The following is an 18,119-nucleotide window of genomic DNA, read 5'->3' as shown; positions in this document are numbered from 1 at the left end:
CTGTTGACGGATCACTTCTTCTTTAACTTCCCACGCCACCTGATGGTGTTCCTTCATAAAGTTAGGAAGAAATGAGGTAGCTTTTCCACACTCGCAACATTTAAATCGATAGATTGATAGGACGTACGCCTTTAACAAGGTATACACGATTCGTTTAAAACTTCCATGTTTATGCAACATCGCCCTTGCCAAGCAATGAGGACACACCTTAGGACGCAAGTGATTAGGACAACCATGGACAAACTTTTCAATATATAACTGGACAGTCCATATTTCTTCATGTAAACTCAAATTGGTAGTAACCAATGGGAAAGAGGAAACTAGGCTGGCCGGCCAATGATGTTTCCTCTTTCTTTTATCCTTCTTTTCAGATTGTCATGCGATCTACTTTGACACATGACAACCATTATCCAACGGCAACGCCAAACAAGTCAAGAAAAAGACGCTCCTTTAACGTCAGTTAAAGTGAGCGCCCACACCATATCCTAATGAGTACGCTGCAACTAATATTGCAGTAGCAGGATAAAAAGTTGAGTTAAGTATGAGCTGACCTAGAATGTTTTGGGCCCAAGGGCTTGCATATATGCCTGCCAGTTTTATAAAAATAACTATCAAATAAACCGAGTACAATAAATTCACCTATCCATGTAACACATGTAGCAAATAGAAAAAATACAAGAAAAGTCGAGAGTTTGATGTCTCTATTCTTATATATAGTAAAGGCCGTGATTCCAACTCCAATAATGGCTAGAAGACAATACCAGTATATGCTTAGCATAGATACCTCCAAAATGCTTGTGTTATCCATGTTATGAGATAAATTCATACTAAATAGGTGACAACTATTATCGTTTGTTTAAGCTCTACATAATATTCCTTCACACGAAGTATTTCTTTTTCAGTTTGAAAGAGTTACTTAAGATGATTGGTTTTCCACTAGACAAAATATACTGAATATTATAACATATTGGTAATACCACAAGATTGCATATATATTACCAGAATGGAATAGAGGTATTACATGGAAGAAGCATTAAAGTCGCTAGCACGCTCATCGGATCTTGTAGAAAACAAATTAATTAGAGCAGTTCTTTTTGGAGAGTTCCCACCAGGGAGCGAACTTCCTCCTGAACGTGACCTAGCTGCTAAGCTGGGAGTTGGGCGCCCAACTTTGCGCGAAGTTATTCAACGCCTTGAGCGGGACGGGTGGTTTACTGTCCGCAAGGGCCAACAAACGTTAGTCAAGGATTTTTGGCGTGAAGGAAACCTGAATACTCTTGTAAATATTGTGCAAAGTTCTGAAGAAGTTCCTGAAGATTTTATTATTAACTTATTGGAGGTAAGGGCAGTTCTGGCTCCGGCTTACGTAAAAGATGCTGTTCTTTGCAGTCCGGCTAAGGTAGTAGCAGCACTTAGTGAGATTGATGAACTTCAAGACAATGCTGAAGTACTTGCCTTATTTGATTGGCAGTTACAAAAAAGATTTGTAGATTTGGCCAAAAACCCAATTTATCGACTTATCCTAAATAGTTTTGGAGCTATTTATGTTCAAGCTGCCCGACGCTACTTTATGGTGAGCGAAAATCGTCTTCTATCACGACAATTCTATCAAAACCTCTTGGCTACGGCTATGGCATCAGATTATCAAGGGGCCGAAAGGGTGACCAAGGAGGTTATGGAAGCAGTTCTTAACTGCTATAAGAAGCAGATTAAGTGAGGGGAAGAGTGGAGGTTTCATTATGAGACGATGGAACGGATGGGGGGACGATACCGTCGATTTTGATGTTCCCCAAGCGGCGAGTGAGTATTTGGCTAAGTTGATAGGACCGGCTGCACGGCCCAAACAAATTTCTTTAGAAGAGATGCTGGAAATGGTACCGGCATCACGTCTGCCGGAACATCGCTTGGTAAGTGCTGGCAAAGAGGAACGTGTCCGCCATTCTACCGGACAAAGTATGTCAGATTGGATATATTTCCGTGGTGGGTTAGTGCCCGTTTTTCCTGATGGAGTAGCCTTTCCGGAATCTGATCACGATGTACGCGAGATACTACGTTTTGCTAAAGAAATAAAGGCTCAGGTAATTCCGTACGGTGGGGGCACTAGTGTCGTTGGTCACCTGACCGTGCCAAAGGGCGAGCAGTGGTGTGTAATCACGGTCAACATGGGGCGAATGTGTAAGCTGCTGGAACTTGACAAACAAGGATGCCTTGCAACATTTCAGGCAGGAATACGGGGACCGGACTTAGAGGCTGCTTTAAGGGCGGAGGGATTTACTTTAGGTCACTATCCGCAGTCCTTTGAATTATCGACTTTGGGTGGATGGGTGGTTACCCGTTCTGCGGGACAATTATCCATGGGATATGGGAGAATTGAACGTTTATTTGTCGGAGGTGAAATGGAAACTCCGGTTGGCACAGTAAAGATACCTGCTTTTCCGGCTTCCGCTGCCGGACCTGACTTGAGAGAATGGATTATGGGTTCCGAGGGCAGACTGGGAATTGTCACAAAATGCACGGTTAAAGTGACTGTGCTACCAGAGGCAGAGATTTTTCCCGCAGCTTTTTTCCCAGGAAGGGAAGAAGGCGTCTCAGCTGTACGAGCACTGGCCCAAGCTGGGATTCCCCTTTCTATGCTAAGGCTAAGCTTACCCGAGGAGACAACGACAACCTTAAGTCTTAAGCATGGGTGGCAAATGGATCTCTTGTACCGCTGGCTTGCTTGGAACGGTATTAAAGAAGAAAAAACCATGCTTCTTTATGGGGCTGTGGGTACCCATGAAAAAGTGAACTGGACATTGCGTAAGGCTAAAGAAATTATTAAGCAACACCAAGGAGTCTATGTTGGTACGTCGGTTGGTAAACACTGGTACAAAGGCCGTTTTAAATTGCCTTATATACGCAATAATCTTTGGGATCTCGGCTACGCAGTTGATACGTTAGAAACGGCTGTTACTTGGAAGAAGGCTTCTTCAACAAGAAAAGCAATTGAAGAAGGCTTGCGTAATGGCTTAAAAGAATTAAATGAAAAAGTTCACGTATTTACTCATCTTTCTCATGTCTATCCTCATGGTACAAGTCTCTATGTTACATACATATTCAGGCTGGCAGATTCCCCGACTGAGACTATGTGCCGCTGGCGGGCCTTAAAAAAAGCAGCGAGTGAAGCAATAGTTAGAATGGGAGCAACTATTACTCACCAGCACGGTGTCGGAATTGATCATCAACCCTATTTACTTGCTGAAAAGGGTGAACTAGGAATGACGATGATTTCTTCTCTGTGCCGAACCTTAGATCCCGAGGGCATGATGAATCCCGGAAAATTAGTCAAATAGGGGGGAGGATATCGTGAAACGTGATCAGATTTTCTCAGAACTGAAAAAAACATGGGACATTATTATAGTTGGAGGAGGAATAACTGGAGCTGGGGTGTTTCGTGAGGGGGCGAAGGTAGGTCTTCGCTGTCTGCTTTTGGAACAACGCGATTTTGCCTGGGGTACTTCCAGCCGGTCCGGTAAGATGGTCCATGGTGGTTTGCGTTATTTAGGGCAGGGTCAAATTAAAACTACTTGGCATTCTGTTAGGGAAAGAGAAAAGCTGTTGCGGGATTATGAGGGAATGGTCGAATCGATTGGGTTTCTTGTCCCTTACTATCAAAATGACCGTTTCACTCCCTATTTGCTTGGCGCGGGTCTGACAGTATATGACCTTATGGCATTTCGATATGACCATAGTCAATTAGATGCCTTGAGTTTTGGCATGCAGGTCCCCGCGCTGGATAGGCACGGATTAACTGGCGGAGTTCGTTTTAGAGACGCTCGAACAGATGATGCCCGCTTGGTGTTGAGAGTAATTCAAGAAGGCGTAAGTTTAGGAGGCATAGCTCTTAATTATGTGAAGGTAGAAGAAGTATGTAAGGATAAGACCGGTAGAGTACAAGGTGTAACCCTGAGAGATGAAGTAAGTAAAAAAAACATAGAGTTACAGGGGCAAGTGGTAATCAATGCAACTGGTGTTTGGGTGGATGAATTGCGTTCTCAGATGGGCCGATCTCCTCGCATGCGTCGACTGAGGGGAAGTCATTTAATATTTCCAAGCTGGCGTTTCCCTTTGGCTCAGGCAGTAAGCTTCTTCCATCCTGCTGATAACCGATCGGTTTATGTACTCCCCTGGGAAGGGATAACCCTAGTCGGAACGACTGATGTTGACCATGATCAATCTCTAGCTGAGGAACCGCACATCAGTAAAAATGAAGGGGAATACCTCTTGGAAGGGGTTGGGAAAAACTTCCCGTCTCTTAACCTAACAGCCAAGGATATCATATCCACCTTTTCTGGGGTGCGTCCTGTAATAAACACGGGTAAAGCTAATCCTTCAAAAGAATCACGGGACCATGTTATTTGGAATGATAATGGATTGGTAACGGTAACCGGAGGAAAAATGACCACCTTCAGCTTACTGGCCAGAGAAACCATGACCAAGGTACGGAAGCATATTCATACAACGGGGGTTACTAAGGGAAACAATCATCAAATGTCAATGGGAACTGACCAGTTAATTATCGACAATCAAGAAGGAGCTACTTATCAACGGTTAGCTGGACGCTATGGTTATGATAATGGGAAGGCCATGCTACAGCAGGCGGATGGGAGAGAACGGGAAGTTATCCCGGGTACCGATATTATGTGGACTGAGTTGTGCTGGGCAGCCCGCCATGAGGGAGTCGTTCACTTAGAAGACCTCATATTACGAAGAGTGCGTTTGGGTTTATTGGTTCCAAACGGAGGCGCTGAAGTGATGCAGCGCATCCGTCAAATCGTACAGCCAGAACTAGGCTGGGATGATACACAGTGGGAACATGAAGAAACTAATTATTTAGAACTTTGGCGGAGCGCCTATAGCCCTAGTTTAGTTACTTCACGTTCATGAGCCATCTCTATGGCAAAACCTATGTGGATAAGCCAGTTTATTCCACTATTGAAGTTCAAACATTGGACATTAGAGGAGCTAAATAAGGTATCTGAGGATTTGGAAATCTGAGATCATGTTTCGATCTAGGAGGTGAGATTATGAGCGAAGGAACTCTTCTAGCTATTGATGTAGGGACCCAAAGCGCAAGGGCTTTAGCCTTTGATCTAAAAGGTCAGTTGATCGATCAGGCTCAAGTCGTCTATCCAGTACCCTACCATTCACCCCATCCGGGGTGGGCCGAACAGGATGCTAACCACTATTGGGAGAGCTTAGCTGAATCTTGCCATAAATTATGGAGCGGAGGGAAAGTATCCAAAGAATCTATAGCAGGGGTTTCGCTTACTTCTCAGCGAGGTACAGTAATAAACCTCGATAATAGTGGGCAGCCGCTCCGCCCTGCTATCCTCTGGCTCGATCAAAGGCGCGCCAAAAAACTTCCAAACCTAGGGCCAATCTGGAAAACTATTTTTAAAATTTCTGGTCTTAGTGAGACTGTGTATACTCTTCAGTCTGAGGCTGAGATCAATTGGTTGAGGGAAAACGAGCCTGAAATTTTGGAAAAAACTGCGCATTTTCTTTTCCTATCCGGTTATCTAAGTTATAAATTAACGGGAGAATTTGTAGACTCAGTAGGATGTATTGTCGGTTATGTACCGTTCGATTATCGTAAACAGACTTGGCCTTCGCCGAACCACTGGAAGTGGAAGGCTATTCCGATCATGGCCGATGTCTTTCCTAAATTGGTCCCCCCTAGTAGCACTATGGGGTACATTTCCGCTCAAGCAGCCGCACTTACTGGTTTGCCGAAAGGATTACCCCTCATTGCCGGAGCTTCAGATAAAGCCTGCGAGGTGCTTGGTTCTGGTTGCCTTGAACCTCATCAAGGATGTATTGGTTTTGGTACTACCGCAACTATAGGCATTAATTCTAAACATTATGTTGAGCCTATTCCCCTTGTTCCCCCTTATCCAAGCGCTAATCCAGGTGCCTATAACTTGGAAGTTCAAACTTTTCGGGGCTTTTGGATGGTTTCGTGGTTTAAAGAACAGTTTGCCTTGAAAGAACAAGAAATTACACTGGAGAGGGGAGTTTCCACAGAATCGTTGTTGGAAGAAATGGCGGCCAAGGTTCCCCCAGGTTCTCTGGGGCTGCTTTTGCAACCCTTTTGGTCTCCCGGTCTTAGATATCCTGGTCCTGAAGCTAAGGGGTGCATCATCGGCTTCGGAGGGGTACATAAGAGAGAACATATTTACCGAGCACTGTTAGAGGGATTAGTTTATTCTATGCGTGAAGGAAGAGAACGCATTGAGAAACGTAGCAAAGTGCCAATCACAGAACTCTCTGTGTGCGGAGGAGGCTCGAAAAGCGATCAGGTGATGCAGATCACTGCAGATGTTTTTAATCTCCCGGTACGTAGAGCGAGTGTGATTGAAGCTTCTGGCCTTGGAGCAGCTGTTTTGGCAGCAGTGGGTTCTGAACTCTATCCAGATATTGAGACAGCAGCTCGGGAAATGACAAGCTTAGGAAGGGTATTTGAACCAAACCCTCAAGCCGTCAAGATCTATGATGAATTATTCAAGAAGGTCTATTCCAAAACATACCGGAGGCTGCGTCCATTGTACAAGGTAATTCAAACCGTTACCGGGTATCCAGAAATTTCCGGAAAGATCGGTTAAATCACATGAACAAGGTACTTTGTTTGATTCCTCTAAATACGCAATCCTCTCGGAAAGCAGCCTGTATTGTCCCTTCAACCAAGAACTTATTCGTCCAACCGAATATGCATCGACAATAGCAAGCTAGGATACTTCTCTTAAGACACTAATTGCTACAGGCGGTGGCTGAACAACGACATTATCATGTATAGTTATTTTGCAGTAATTCTTCTTTCGAGAAACTTATCATAACCATATATTAGACTGAAAGCTAGCAAATATACGATTGGTGAATAGGGTATGACTTTCCATTTTGGATACACGGAAATTCTATAGGGCACGACAATCAAAATCTCAAAGAGTGTAAGTGCAGTAGACCAAAAAGCAATGTATAACATGACTGAATATCTTGATCTCGGTGCAAATTTTAAAAATGCAATTGCCAGACTTGGAAATACTAATATGCCTGACCAAAAGCTATACCACCCTCTGTATGGTACACTTACAATGTAGTACATTGAAAACTGTTTGCAAAGAAGCATATCGCTGCTCATTGATAGTGCAATAACCATTATTACGACTAAACCATCAACAAAGGTTAGTTTATGTTTTGCGACAGAAGCAACTGCCATAACAAAAAATACTGCTACCATAGTCCAGTACGGAACGTAAAACAATTAATCACCCCTATTTACTGTTGCAGTAAGTTAAATATAATTTTGTTTAGGATGCCCAGGATTTCATGAAAAATCCGAAGTGTTTGGGTGTGACGCCGGTGGCGAATGTTTTACCCAATAGGGCTAGCTTAGTTATGATTATGAGGCTGTAACAAACTTGTTTTGGAAGTTTGTTACAGCCTCATTTGTCCTAGAACTTTATAAATGTAGAATAATTAAAAATATCAAAATTAGTTGCTTTAATTGAGTCCAATAATTGGCCACCAGACTAAAGAGGTGATCACCATAACAATCAAGGAGGCTAAAGTAAGCCAAAGGCCTGCTCGTAACATATCCTTAGGGGTATATACCCCGGTCGTGTAGGTAATGATACTGGGAAGGGTTTGCACTACGAGGAGAAGTCCAAATAATGTAGCGATGTTTATAGTCATTGCTACTAAGAGAGGGTTTAACCCAAGTTTTAGGGCGATTTGCAGCATGATAGGTATTAAAGTCAGCACTACGGTGGAAATGTTTGTAACAACAAGGTGATAAAAGTGAGTGAGAACGATTAGAAGAACTACTAGGAGTAGAGGGTTAGATAACCCTGCTTGTAGTCCGGGAAAGGATAACAGTTTTCCGGCTAAGAAATCTGCGGCACCCGAGTTATTAAGGGCGGAGGCCATAGATAAGCTGGCTCCTATCATAATGACAGTTCCCCATTCAATGTCTTTTAATTTATCCCAACCAGTAATTCCAATACCAGGTAAACCCATGAGGACTGTGGCCAATATTGCGGGGACTGCAGTTGGTAATTTATGAAATGATTCAGTCATCCAAAGACCGACGGTAAGAGCTAGGATCATGAGGCATTTCTTTTCTTGGCTTGTAAAAAGCCCTAATTCCATAAGCTCGATGCGTAAGTGATTAATCTCTAATTTTCCTGTTTCTGGGGGGAATAGCCTTGGGAGGATCAACCAGGTAATCGGGATCATGAATAACCATATTGGCCAGGTAATTTTTATCCAAGTAAAATAATAAATCTCTTGACCAAGAATATTGCGTAAAAGATCAGCAGTTAATACATTAGCCAGAGCAGCAGGTAGCAAACCGACACCGCTAATACTTGTTCCAAAAGCAAGGCCAAGGATTAATAACTTTGCTATGTTCGAGTTATAAGAGAGTTTCATCGAAATGATGACTGCCATAACAGCAGGTAAAAGGAGAGTTGTCCGCACCGCTGTTGCTGGAATGAATAAGCTTAATACCTGGGGCGCTAGCAATACTCCCAGCAAAACTCCATGAATACTTCCTCCAAATCGGATGATAGCGTAATTGGCAAAACGTTTTCCTAAGGTCGTACTATTTACCCCTTGAGCCATCATAAATCCAGCCATGATTAAGAAGGTAGACCCATTGGAAAAACCAATCAAAGCAGTATCTAGGGAAGTTGCATTCAGGATAGGTAGAGCAGCAATCACCAAAAGAGAAGTAAGTGCTAGAGGGATTGGTTCTAGTACCCATAACCAAACCGAGGCACCGGTGATTCCAATTGTAGACCGAAGGGACCAAGAAAGATTTCCTGGAAGAGTAATCAAAATTAATAGAAAGATAACACAAGCGAATAGTAATTCGAGATATACTCGTAGCTTAAGTTTTGGTTTTGGTTTGGGATGAGTGTTAGTGTAAAGCATATCTAAATACCTGCCATCATCAGAATTTTCTGAGTAATTTTGTTACAGTTTATCATTTATTTAATAAGTTTAAAGCCTTTTGACCATATTGGTTAAATTTCATAGAGAGATAAGGAAGAATTTACAATTAAATAGTATCTAATTGTTATCGTAATTTTAAAGGAAATATAGAGACTTTTGTCGAAACTTTAACAGTTGTAAATTTAATAAGTAGAGGGATGGTATACTTTGGCTCGTTTAGAAGATGATTTCACAAATATCAATACAAAATTAAGCAATCCTGCTTATGTTCCTGAAAAAATATATGGAGGGTTACGCACTCTTACCTCATCTGGATTAGGGTGGCTGAAAGACAGTGTGTTTCTATTCACAACTTTAGCAATATTGCTAAAGTCGGTTCTTTTTATCGGGCTTATTAATAATGAGAATGCAACTAGGTATAGTCATCTAAAAGCTTTTTATAGTTTTAGCTCTTCGCCGCCGTTAGAGGTTTACGTTGCTTTTATTGTAATAATATTGAGTTTTGCCTTTTCATTTAAGAGCAGGGCCCGTTTCTGGTTTCTGTTAAGTTGTAATAGTTTGTTTTCCTTCTTAATCGTTGCAGATTTAATGTATTATCGTGGCTACAGTAGCTTCGTTACTCCCTATTTACTAAGTCAAACAACGAATCTTGACAATCTTTTTAGTAGTGTAATATCAATGTTGCGTCAAGTTGACCTTTTGTTTATCCTTGATCTGATAGTTTTACTGGGTATCGGTATTAAGCATAAGACGTTCTATGTTAAGACACAAAGAAATATTGTTACCCTGTTTATCCTTTTTGTGCTTTCAATCTCGTATATCTATTATCAACATGTTCAAATGGATCTTAGAGGGAATGGCGAAACGATGCTGTTTAGAGTTGCTTGGTCTCCAAATCAAACAATGTCTAACCTTTCGCCGCTAGGATATCATGGTTACGACATATATAACTATCTTAAAGATAGTAAGGCTCCTAAACTAACCCCCGAGGAGAATCAGAACATTGAAAATTGGTTTGTCCAAAACCAAGAGAACTTACCTGCCAATCAGTATCAGGGGATGTTCAAGGGTCAAAATCTGATTATGATTCAAGTTGAGTCACTCGAGACATCTGTGATAAACCAAAAAATTAATGGTCAAGAAATTACTCCTAATTTAAATAAACTTCTAGCCAATAGTTTATACTTTTCTAATTTCTACGAACAAGTCCATAATGGCTCAAGCTCGGATGCCGATTTATTGGCTAACACTTCAGTATATCCGGTGCGTACTGGTGCTACCTTTTTTAGATTCCCTTACGACACCTACAATTCACTGCCCAAGCTCTTGAGAGAGGATGGGTATAGTACCTTAGCCATTCATCCTGATAAAGGATCGTATTGGAATTGGATGCCTGCCCTGACGGCCATGGGTTTTGAAAAGACGATGGATGAAATGCAATTTAATACGGATGAGAAAATCGGCTTGGGGATCAGCGATGGCAGCTATTTTAAACAACTAGTGCCCATCATTTCAGAACAGAAGCAGCCTTTCTATAATTTTATGGTTACTTTAACAAGTCACAATCCTTTTGACTTACCTGATCAGTATCGATCACTTGTTCTAAGTAAAGATTTTAATAAGACGAAGTTGGGCGGTTATTGCCAAAGTATTCGCTATACCGATGAACAAATTGGCATTTTTTTGGAGTCGCTCGACCAAAGCAGGGTTTTAGATAATACGGTGGTTGTTATCTACGGTGATCATACAGGAGTGCACAAATACTATAATGATGAGGTCAAAGAAGTTGAGCCCCAGGAAAGCTGGTGTCACGATAACAGTAAACGAATCCCTCTAATTATTTATCATAAAGGAATGAAGGAACGAGAGATCATGATAACAGGCGGACAAATTGATACGATGCCCACGATAGCCTACCTGATGGGAGTTAACGAAGACCGTTATAAATACACAGTGTTTGGACGGAATTTGCTAAATACCAATAAGAATTTTGTCGTTTTGTCTAATCGGCAGTACATTGGAGAAGCTGAAAATACTACAGAATTCGAGAACCAAATTACAGGACTTGATATTGCAGATCTCGTCATTCGAAAAAATTACTTTAAAGAAGCAGGGTATAAATAAGAAGGACTTTTACAATTTTCGACGAACTACAGAGTCATTGACTTTAGATCGTTGCAAGTATATAAAATGGTGGTGTTTAGCTTGGTTGAAAAACAACGTGTAATCCAAGAATACGTGCCGGGAAAACAAGTTACAATGGCTCATATTATCCCAAATCCACAAGGAGATCTTCATGAGCGATTAGGGATCGTGACGACTGGGGCTATTGGGATTATGACCATTACCCCTAGTGAAGCAGCGATTATCGCAGCAGATGCTGCCTGCAAAGCTGGGGATATTGAACTTGGGTTTATAGATCGCTTTACTGGTTCTCTGGTGATTACCGGGGATGTTTCTAGCGTCGAAGCAGCGTTACGTGCTGCAGTGAATACTCTGGTTAATATTTTAGGGTTTACAGCGGCTGAGGTGACGAGAAGTTAATGGGTAGAGTACTTCTTATTGGGGGAATTGGTGCTGGCAAAACCTCTTTGAAGCAAATGCTTATGAATGAGCAGGTTAGTTATCGAAAAACCCAAATGTTAGATTTTTCTCAAGTCTTTATTGATTGTCCGGGCGAATATCTTGAGATCCCCCGCTTTTATCATGTTCTAATCGATGCGAGCCATCAGGTTTCAGAGATCTGGGCACTTCAAGATGCTACAAAACAGAGGACCATTTATCCGCCAAAATTTTCTAAGGTCTTTCGCAAACCCATTATTGGAATCATTACGAAAGTGGATTTGCCAAAAGCTAATATTAAACAAGCGGGTTCTTATTTGAACTATGCTGGAATTGAAGAACCCTTTTTTACGACATCAATCATGGACCAGGAAAGAGTTGCTCCTTTGCGTAGGCGATTGGAGGAGTTGAATGGATTGCGCGAATATTAAGGATTTATGTCTTGAATACACAAGCCTCACCGAAGAAGATATCATGATATTAGAAACTATGGCCTTGCAGATCCCGCATACAGCTGAAATGACAGGGACCGATATCTTCATTGATGCTCCGCTGAGAGACGGGGTAGATGCCGTGGTATTAGCTTGGGCCTGCCCAGAAAATCGGTCCTTATATGGACATAGTGTCGTGGGTGAATTAGCTTTAGCCAACAGTGAGCCAGCGGTTTATCGGACGCTCCAGACTGGTGAAACCAGTCGAAATGTGCGAGGGGTTAGCCAAGAGGGGATCCCTATTGCCCAAACCGTGGTCGCGATTCGTAACTCAGCAGACGACGTAATTGGTACTCTAATTATGGAACGTATAGAAGGAATGACGATTGTAACGGTTAGCTTTCCAAAACATAGTTCGGAGGGACAGTTATGAGCGAACTATCCATCTTAATTGCGGATGATGAGGCACTAATTCGCTTAGATATTAAAGAAATGTTGCAAGGAGCAGGACATATTGTTTGCGGTGAAGCAAACAATGGCCCGAAAGCGGTTGAATTGGCTAAATCCTTCGCTCCAGATTTGGCGATTCTTGATGTAATGATGCCAGGGCTAGATGGGCTGGAAGTGGCAAAGATCTTGCACTCTATGAACATTCCCGTCTTATTGCTTACTGCCTACAGTCAGTCCAAATTTATTAACCGGGCGGAGAAAGTTAGTGTGTATGGTTACCTTGTCAAACCTATTACTGAGCGAGATCTTCTACCTGCCATCCAAATTGCCTATGCTCGCTGGAGAGAGATGCAAGCTGTCCGTGCGAAATTGGAAAACACCCAGCTGGAATTACAAAGTCAGAAAACAATTGCCCGAGCCCGTTCTATCCTCGCAGAACGCAATGGAATTAGTGATTATGAAGCACATCAATTACTTATTCATCAGGCCATGGATCTTCGAATTACGGTCGTAAAACTGGCAGCTCAAATTATTGATGAAACTTCTAAAGTCAAAAAGAATAAATAAGAAAGATTTTAAATGATTGCATGAACTTGGCTATAAACAAGAATTAGCTCGTCCGTTTCACCGTCAAATGTTCATGATGGTGTTTAACAACAGGCATGCAACTACTTTCTGCCGAGCAACTCGCTAGTTTTTTTTAATCCAATCGACTTCAATCGTCAATTGACCTACTTTTCGCACAAGTTCTGCAATATGCTCTTCCTTTTCAATGAGGTCTAGTTCTATATCGGAAGGCCCCTTCTTAAACACCTCAGGCGCTCTTTTCAAAAGCTCAGTCTTCTAGCGTCCAATCACAACTGGTCTGATCCTATGCTCGGAAGATATCCGTTCAATTTTGCGCAGATGGAACTTTAGATTCTTTGCCACATTTAACTTTCGGTACCAATAATGCAAGATTATTGGTGATTATGTTTTATCATATAAGTATCGAAACAAACCACGCAATAGGCGGGTTGTATAATAAACTGTGAAGGTATTGTATACCGTGGCAAACGAACAGCGGGTTGGCAGTTATGAAAAGATAATATGAAAGGAGACGCGGTCGTGAAGGAAAATCTCTTGTCAATTACGGAACTGGCGAAGCTCAGGAAGGTTACGAGTGAGACTTTACGCTATTATGATCGGATTGGCCTGATTAAACCGGAATATGTGGATCCACAGACAAAATACCGGTATTACTCCATCCGGCAATATGAAAAACTGGGGACAATCAGGGAACTGCGTCAGCTTGGGATGTCTTTGGATGACATTGTGGACTATTTCACGAACCGAAACCTAAAAAAATCCATAACGATCCTCGAAAAGCACCGCGAGATACTTCGCAGGGAGATCAAGGAAAAAATGCTTGTGAATATGGTCCTGCGCAGGAAACTACGCTTTTTGGATGAACTCACTTCGCTGCCGGCCCCGAATGTCGTCTTTGAACGGGTGTTCTCCAAACGTTACATGATCACCTTCGATGAGCCGGCCGGCGGACCGCGTGAGCACGCTTTCGCCTTCACCAAACTGGAATGGTATCTGAACGAAACGGCACCGATCCTTGCCAGTGACCGGGTTGGCGTGTATGCCGATGAAGCGATTTTGCAGAAGAGTGATTCGTATATCCCCTCATCGCCGATGCTACTGGTGGAAAAGGACGCGATCGATTCGGAATTCAAGAAGGCTATCCCCGCCGGTCTGTATCTCTGCATGTATTATCACAACGGCGGGCTGGAGGAATACCATGAATCTTTCGAGATCATCAAGGATTATATGAAGAAACATCGGATATGTATAAATGGAAATATTTTCCAGATATATAAGTTGGATGTGACCCTCACCAGCGACCCTATGGAAACGATTATGGAAATCCAGGTGCCGGTCAAAAAGATTTAATCTGCAAAACAAACAGCCTCCTATGACATTATCATAGGAGGCTGTTTGTTTTGCAGATTAAATTTCAAAAGTACCCCGTTAAGTTATAAGTTAAAAGGAAATATTATGTTTCTTTTTATAGGCAATATGGGAAATGAATTCGAGCATAAGACCTGCCGCAGCAATCGAAGTAATATTGCCGACATCAAATTGCGGAGCGACCTCAACCATATCATATCCAACGATATTCAGTTCCTTCAAGCCTCTGATAATTTCCAATGTTTTCGCGGTAGTGAAACCTCCGATTACGGGAGTTCCTGTTCCCGGCGCATAGGACGGATCAAGGAAATCAATGTCAAAGGTAAGGAATGCCTTGGCATTCCCCACACGTTGCTTGATGCGTTCGACGATTTCTTCCGCTGACATTTGGTGGCATTCAACCGCTTTCAGAAGACCATATCCAAGCCCTTTGGAGTTCTGGGTATCCTCTTCTCCATAAAGCCCTTCTCTAATTCCGACCTGAATCGATTTGGAGGTATCAACAAGCCCTTCCTTAGCCGCGTGGTAAAAAGGCGTGCCATGATTATAGGGCTTTCCGAAATACTCCGGAATCGTATCGTAATGAGAATCGAAATGAATCAAAGCTACAGGACCATGCACTTTATGGCAAGCCCTCAGTTCCGGCAGTGTTACGCTGTGATCACCGCCCATTGCGACCGGAATAACCCCTTTTGCAAAAAGAGGCGCCATGCCCTCGGTAATTAAATCAAATGATTCTTCAATATAACCCGGAACAGAACCCAAATCGCCATAATCAACGCCAGAGCAATAATCAAACACACCTACCTCAAGCTCAGGATTATAAGGCTTGGCCGCAAGGCCGGACATTTCTCTGATGGACGCAGGACCCATCCGGCATCCAACTCTGTTGGATGCGCCGGTATCAAAGGGAATACCCACTACTGCAAAGTCGATGTCATCTGTTGTAACAACATGCTGCATCCTCATAAATGTTTTAATGCCTGAAAATCTCGGCGATTTCAGGGAGTTCATAGCTTTATACTTAATCATAGGTCATACTCCTTCCAATTTTGTTATTTTGCAGCCACACTTTTCTATTGGTGCGTCACAAACAAAAATGATAAGAGAGCAGACCGTCACTACCCCATGGAGCAGACCGTCACTGCTCCATTGTTATTCATTTTGCCGCTGTGTATGAAATTATATTCTTTTGTTGAAGATCTGTCAACAAGTTTGATAACAGTGATCTTACACCATATTGTGTCCATATTGTGTGACAATCCCAAAGTTAGTCCAGTCGAATTTTGAGTATACAACTGCTCTGCAAATTCCCTGGGCATCAGGTTCCCTAACGTGATGCAGTTGTATTCATTCCGCCTTCCAGGTGTTTCAGGATATTGATGAGTTATCCTCGGTGAACTTTTTGTTCATTTTCTTCCCCTCCTGGATAATGTTATTGTATCATCCAGACCCCTCCCAGGAACGGACTACTTTTGACCTTGCCGCCATACATGAAGTTTTCGGCAAGTGTGTCGTTGTGGCAGGGAACCAGCTTGGGGGGATTATTTTCAAATAAGGTAGAGAGTTAGGAATAGCTTTTTAAAAAATATTAAGGCAGAAGGAGTATATATGTGACTCTGACCAGTGACACGGAAGAAATAATTAGTCGATTGTTTCGAAAAATAAAAAAATTGTATTGACCTTTGTGGTACAAAAAGGTTTATGCTTACGACAGAAGTAGAACGTTAATCCCGATGGATGCTCACACATCCTACCGTCCGGGAATACGTTATGCTCCTGCTACAATTCGCGGCGCGCATGGCATTGACTCCCATAACCCTGACGTTGGCATACTGGTTTTTGACATGGGAACAGGAAAAAACTTATCAGACAATGGGATAAAGTTTGTACGAAGGGATATAACGCCCTTTTCAAGAGTCAGGTCAGGTAATCAATGCACAATGGCTTGAAAAAAGTGAAAGCCCTTCCTGGGTTCTTTCAAGCTACGCCTTTTAGGCGTAGTCTTGACTTAGCAGGATTATGAATGATGAGGAGGATTTTATCATGCAAGAAAATAAATCTGTTTTTGGAAATAATCTTCAGAACGTTGATATCCCGGATTTTTTCGTCCTGAGTAACCTGGTCACGACCGCTAGCGGTAAAAAAGCTACCAGTGTCGACATTATGCCCGGCGGCCTCACCAACAAAAACTTTAAGATCACTCTCGAAGACGGTACTGCCATTGCCATGCGTGTCGCCGGTTACGGTACAGCCGGATACATCAACCGCCCCGGGGAGAAGCACAACGCTTCCCTGATGGCCAGCATCGGCATCGCTCCCGAGATATACTATTATGATACTGAGACCGGTTCCCAGCTCTGCGAGTACATCGATGCTGACACCATGCATCCCGATGATTTCATTAATAGGTCCGAAGTACTCACAGAGGCTGCGGTTGTCATGCGTAAATATCATGACAGCGGTTGTCAGTTCAAGAGCGTCTTCAATCCCATCGCCAAGATCATGGAGTATCTGGACATACTCAAGGGGCACAACTTCACCGAGATGTACAAGGGTTTCGACAAGGCGATGGAAAAGCTGGAAAAAATCAAAGCCGCCTATGAAAAGAATCCCCCTAAGCTGGTTCCCTGTCACAACGACACCCTTGCTGAAAACTTCATGTATGACGGCAAGGTCATGCGTGTGATCGACTGGGAATACAGCGGTATGAACGACGGATTCTATGATGTTGCCTGCGTCATTGTGGAAAACCCGCTGAACACCGAAAACGAAAACGCCTTAATCACGGCTTATGTTGGCGCCGAGCCTAACGAAGAGCAGAAGGCCCGTACCCTTATCAATAAATTCCTGGTGAACACCCACTGGTCCATCTGGTCGCTGGTTCAGATCTGCTACGGAAAGGATCATGATTTCTACTGGGAGTATGGCCTGTCCCGTGCGGATTTCTTCAATGAGTACATGGCCGACCCCAACTTCGACCGTTACATCGACCTGATTGGTTGATCGGAGGAACAATTAGCTGCGTCGTCGGAGCACTGGTAATGAGCTTTAAAAAGATACCGGCCTTGCCCAGCCCTTCAATGACCGGGCTTCACACCATGAGCAGACATGTTTATCCCATCGATGGTGTCCGTTCATAATCTGGTAGTGGGGCTGGTAATGTCTCTATCCCATGAGTGACTAAATGAAATACCAGAAAACCCATAGTGGAAAAAGCAGAAGCACACAGGGTAATGGTAAACCATGAGATTTATAGATATTAGATAAATCAACTATCCTATGTAAATGAAATAGGCGGATTAGCAAAGTAACCCGCCCCTTCCCGAACCGTACAAGCGACTTGTCACCGCATACGGCTCTCCATATTCCAAATGGGTTATCGTCGTTTCAGCTGATTAAGCTGGAACCTGTCAGCTTCGACATTGGCAAAGCAATGTTCGCAAAGGGGTATCTGACGCCGGTTGATGTTCAGCATGACAGTGACAATCGGTGAATAGGGTTTGTCGAGCTTCTTCTTCGTTTTCCTATGATACATGCTGACATTGGAATGCGGATTGCCGCAGATGTAGCATACACGGGCAAGCAGGTCCGTCAAGTTAAACTTGGGCAAGTAGAATGTTTTAACGGCTGACTTGATTTTGGCGAAGAAGTCCTTTTTTCTTGCAAAAGATTTGTACAGTGCCAGACTGACAGAACAGGCTTTACCTTTAGCATTTGTGTAAT

15 protein-coding genes and 2 pseudogenes are annotated in these 18,119 nt (G+C 42.8%); 11 read left to right on the top strand and 6 right to left on the bottom strand.

Annotated elements, in window-relative coordinates; translation table 11 throughout:
* Nucleotides 1-192, bottom strand: a 192-nt coding sequence (locus tag JL57_RS34345; RefSeq protein ID WP_291300047.1) for a DUF6431 domain-containing protein, incomplete at its 3' end; no start/stop codon positions are given.
* An 829-nt stretch (nt 193-1,021) separates the two neighbouring features.
* On the opposite strand from JL57_RS34345, the gene JL57_RS13115 reads away from it, so the two are divergent.
* The 4 genes from JL57_RS13115 to JL57_RS13100 all read left to right on the top strand — a co-directional run bounded on the left by JL57_RS13115 (nt 1,022) and on the right by JL57_RS13100 (nt 6,644).
* Complete coding sequence (locus JL57_RS13115; RefSeq protein ID WP_034142500.1) at nt 1,022-1,717, top strand: GntR family transcriptional regulator; 696 nt, start codon at nt 1,022-1,024, stop codon at nt 1,715-1,717.
* Between the two features lie 22 nt (nt 1,718-1,739).
* Entirely contained in the window at nt 1,740-3,332 is a 1,593-nt protein-coding gene (locus JL57_RS13110) for an FAD-binding oxidoreductase (RefSeq protein ID WP_034142499.1), read from the top strand.
* A 13-nt stretch (nt 3,333-3,345) separates the two neighbouring features.
* Nucleotides 3,346-4,926, top strand: a complete 1,581-nt coding sequence (locus JL57_RS13105) for a glycerol-3-phosphate dehydrogenase/oxidase (protein ID WP_034142498.1) — start codon at nt 3,346-3,348, stop codon at nt 4,924-4,926.
* A gap of 140 nt (nt 4,927-5,066) precedes the next feature.
* Complete coding sequence (locus JL57_RS13100; RefSeq protein ID WP_034142497.1) at nt 5,067-6,644, top strand: FGGY-family carbohydrate kinase; 1,578 nt, start codon at nt 5,067-5,069, stop codon at nt 6,642-6,644.
* Nucleotides 6,645-6,835: 191 nt separating this feature from the next.
* Here the strand turns inward: JL57_RS13100 and JL57_RS13095 are convergent, their stop codons facing one another.
* Both JL57_RS13095 and JL57_RS13090 read right to left on the bottom strand, forming a co-directional pair.
* On the bottom strand, nt 6,836-7,300 hold the full coding sequence (locus JL57_RS13095; protein ID WP_034142496.1) for a hypothetical protein: 465 nt from the start codon (nt 7,298-7,300) through the stop codon (nt 6,836-6,838).
* 239 nt (nt 7,301-7,539) lie between these two features.
* On the bottom strand, nt 7,540-8,973 hold the full coding sequence (locus JL57_RS13090; protein ID WP_034142495.1) for a DASS family sodium-coupled anion symporter: 1,434 nt from the start codon (nt 8,971-8,973) through the stop codon (nt 7,540-7,542).
* 228 nt (nt 8,974-9,201) lie between these two features.
* Here JL57_RS13090 and JL57_RS13085 point away from each other — a divergent pair, with 228 nt between their 5' ends.
* The 5 genes from JL57_RS13085 to JL57_RS13065 all read left to right on the top strand — a co-directional run bounded on the left by JL57_RS13085 (nt 9,202) and on the right by JL57_RS13065 (nt 13,004).
* On the top strand, nt 9,202-11,118 hold the full coding sequence (locus tag JL57_RS13085) for an LTA synthase family protein (RefSeq protein ID WP_034142494.1): 1,917 nt from the start codon (nt 9,202-9,204) through the stop codon (nt 11,116-11,118).
* Between the two features lie 66 nt (nt 11,119-11,184).
* A complete protein-coding gene (gene eutS / locus JL57_RS13080; RefSeq protein ID WP_034142493.1) occupies nt 11,185-11,538 on the top strand; it encodes an ethanolamine utilization microcompartment protein EutS in 354 nt (117 codons plus the stop codon).
* Nucleotides 11,538-11,987 carry a EutP/PduV family microcompartment system protein gene (locus tag JL57_RS13075; RefSeq protein WP_034142492.1) on the top strand — a complete coding sequence of 150 codons (450 nt, stop codon included), beginning with the start codon at nt 11,538-11,540 and terminating at the stop codon, nt 11,985-11,987. Before eutS ends, JL57_RS13075 begins: the two co-directional genes overlap by 1 nt.
* Nucleotides 11,968-12,420, top strand: a complete 453-nt coding sequence (locus JL57_RS13070; RefSeq protein ID WP_034142491.1) for a histidine kinase N-terminal domain-containing protein — start codon at nt 11,968-11,970, stop codon at nt 12,418-12,420. The genes JL57_RS13075 and JL57_RS13070 overlap by 20 nt, the downstream gene beginning before the upstream one ends.
* On the top strand, nt 12,417-13,004 hold the full coding sequence (locus tag JL57_RS13065; RefSeq protein ID WP_034142490.1) for an ANTAR domain-containing response regulator: 588 nt from the start codon (nt 12,417-12,419) through the stop codon (nt 13,002-13,004). Before JL57_RS13070 ends, JL57_RS13065 begins: the two co-directional genes overlap by 4 nt.
* 129 nt (nt 13,005-13,133) lie before the next feature.
* On the opposite strand, the pseudogene JL57_RS13060 reads toward JL57_RS13065, so the two are convergent.
* Nucleotides 13,134-13,325 (bottom strand): annotated as a pseudogene (locus tag JL57_RS13060) (IS3 family transposase); the annotation flags it as partial.
* Between the two features lie 219 nt (nt 13,326-13,544).
* On the opposite strand from JL57_RS13060, the gene JL57_RS13055 reads away from it, so the two are divergent.
* Complete coding sequence (locus JL57_RS13055; protein WP_291300046.1) at nt 13,545-14,375, top strand: MerR family transcriptional regulator; 831 nt, start codon at nt 13,545-13,547, stop codon at nt 14,373-14,375.
* A 90-nt stretch (nt 14,376-14,465) separates the two neighbouring features.
* Here JL57_RS13055 and speB read toward each other — a convergent pair whose 3' ends face one another.
* Nucleotides 14,466-15,425: an agmatinase gene (speB, locus tag JL57_RS13050; RefSeq protein ID WP_034142488.1), complete on the bottom strand. Its 960-nt coding sequence runs from the start codon at nt 15,423-15,425 to the stop codon at nt 14,466-14,468.
* Between the two features lie 1,014 nt (nt 15,426-16,439).
* Here speB and JL57_RS13045 point away from each other — a divergent pair.
* On the top strand, nt 16,440-17,399 hold the full coding sequence (locus JL57_RS13045; RefSeq protein ID WP_034142487.1) for a choline/ethanolamine kinase family protein: 960 nt from the start codon (nt 16,440-16,442) through the stop codon (nt 17,397-17,399).
* A 373-nt stretch (nt 17,400-17,772) separates the two neighbouring features.
* On the opposite strand, the pseudogene JL57_RS13040 reads toward JL57_RS13045, so the two are convergent.
* A pseudogene (locus JL57_RS13040) lies at nt 17,773-18,119 on the bottom strand (reverse transcriptase); the annotation flags it as partial.

The sequence above is a fragment of the Desulfosporosinus sp. BICA1-9 genome (genome assembly GCF_000802135.1).
This window is presented reverse-complemented; position numbering and strand designations above follow the sequence as displayed.

Excerpts from the sequence above, each read along its gene's own strand:
- eutS (WP_034142493.1), top strand. The coding sequence starts at position 11,185 with ATGGTGGTGTTTAGCTTGGTTGAAAAACAACGTGTAATCCAAGAATAC.
- JL57_RS13115 (WP_034142500.1), top strand. The coding sequence starts at position 1,022 with ATGGAAGAAGCATTAAAGTCGCTAGCACGCTCATCGGATCTTGTAGAA.
- JL57_RS13100 (WP_034142497.1), top strand. The coding sequence starts at position 5,067 with ATGAGCGAAGGAACTCTTCTAGCTATTGATGTAGGGACCCAAAGCGCA.
- JL57_RS13045 (WP_034142487.1), top strand. The coding sequence starts at position 16,440 with ATGCAAGAAAATAAATCTGTTTTTGGAAATAATCTTCAGAACGTTGAT.
- JL57_RS13070 (WP_034142491.1), top strand. The coding sequence starts at position 11,968 with ATGGATTGCGCGAATATTAAGGATTTATGTCTTGAATACACAAGCCTC.
- JL57_RS13065 (WP_034142490.1), top strand. The coding sequence starts at position 12,417 with ATGAGCGAACTATCCATCTTAATTGCGGATGATGAGGCACTAATTCGC.
- JL57_RS13110 (WP_034142499.1), top strand. The coding sequence starts at position 1,740 with ATGAGACGATGGAACGGATGGGGGGACGATACCGTCGATTTTGATGTT.
- JL57_RS13090 (WP_034142495.1), bottom strand. The coding sequence starts at position 8,973 with ATGCTTTACACTAACACTCATCCCAAACCAAAACCAAAACTTAAGCTA.
- JL57_RS13075 (WP_034142492.1), top strand. The coding sequence starts at position 11,538 with ATGGGTAGAGTACTTCTTATTGGGGGAATTGGTGCTGGCAAAACCTCT.
- speB (WP_034142488.1), bottom strand. The coding sequence starts at position 15,425 with ATGATTAAGTATAAAGCTATGAACTCCCTGAAATCGCCGAGATTTTCA.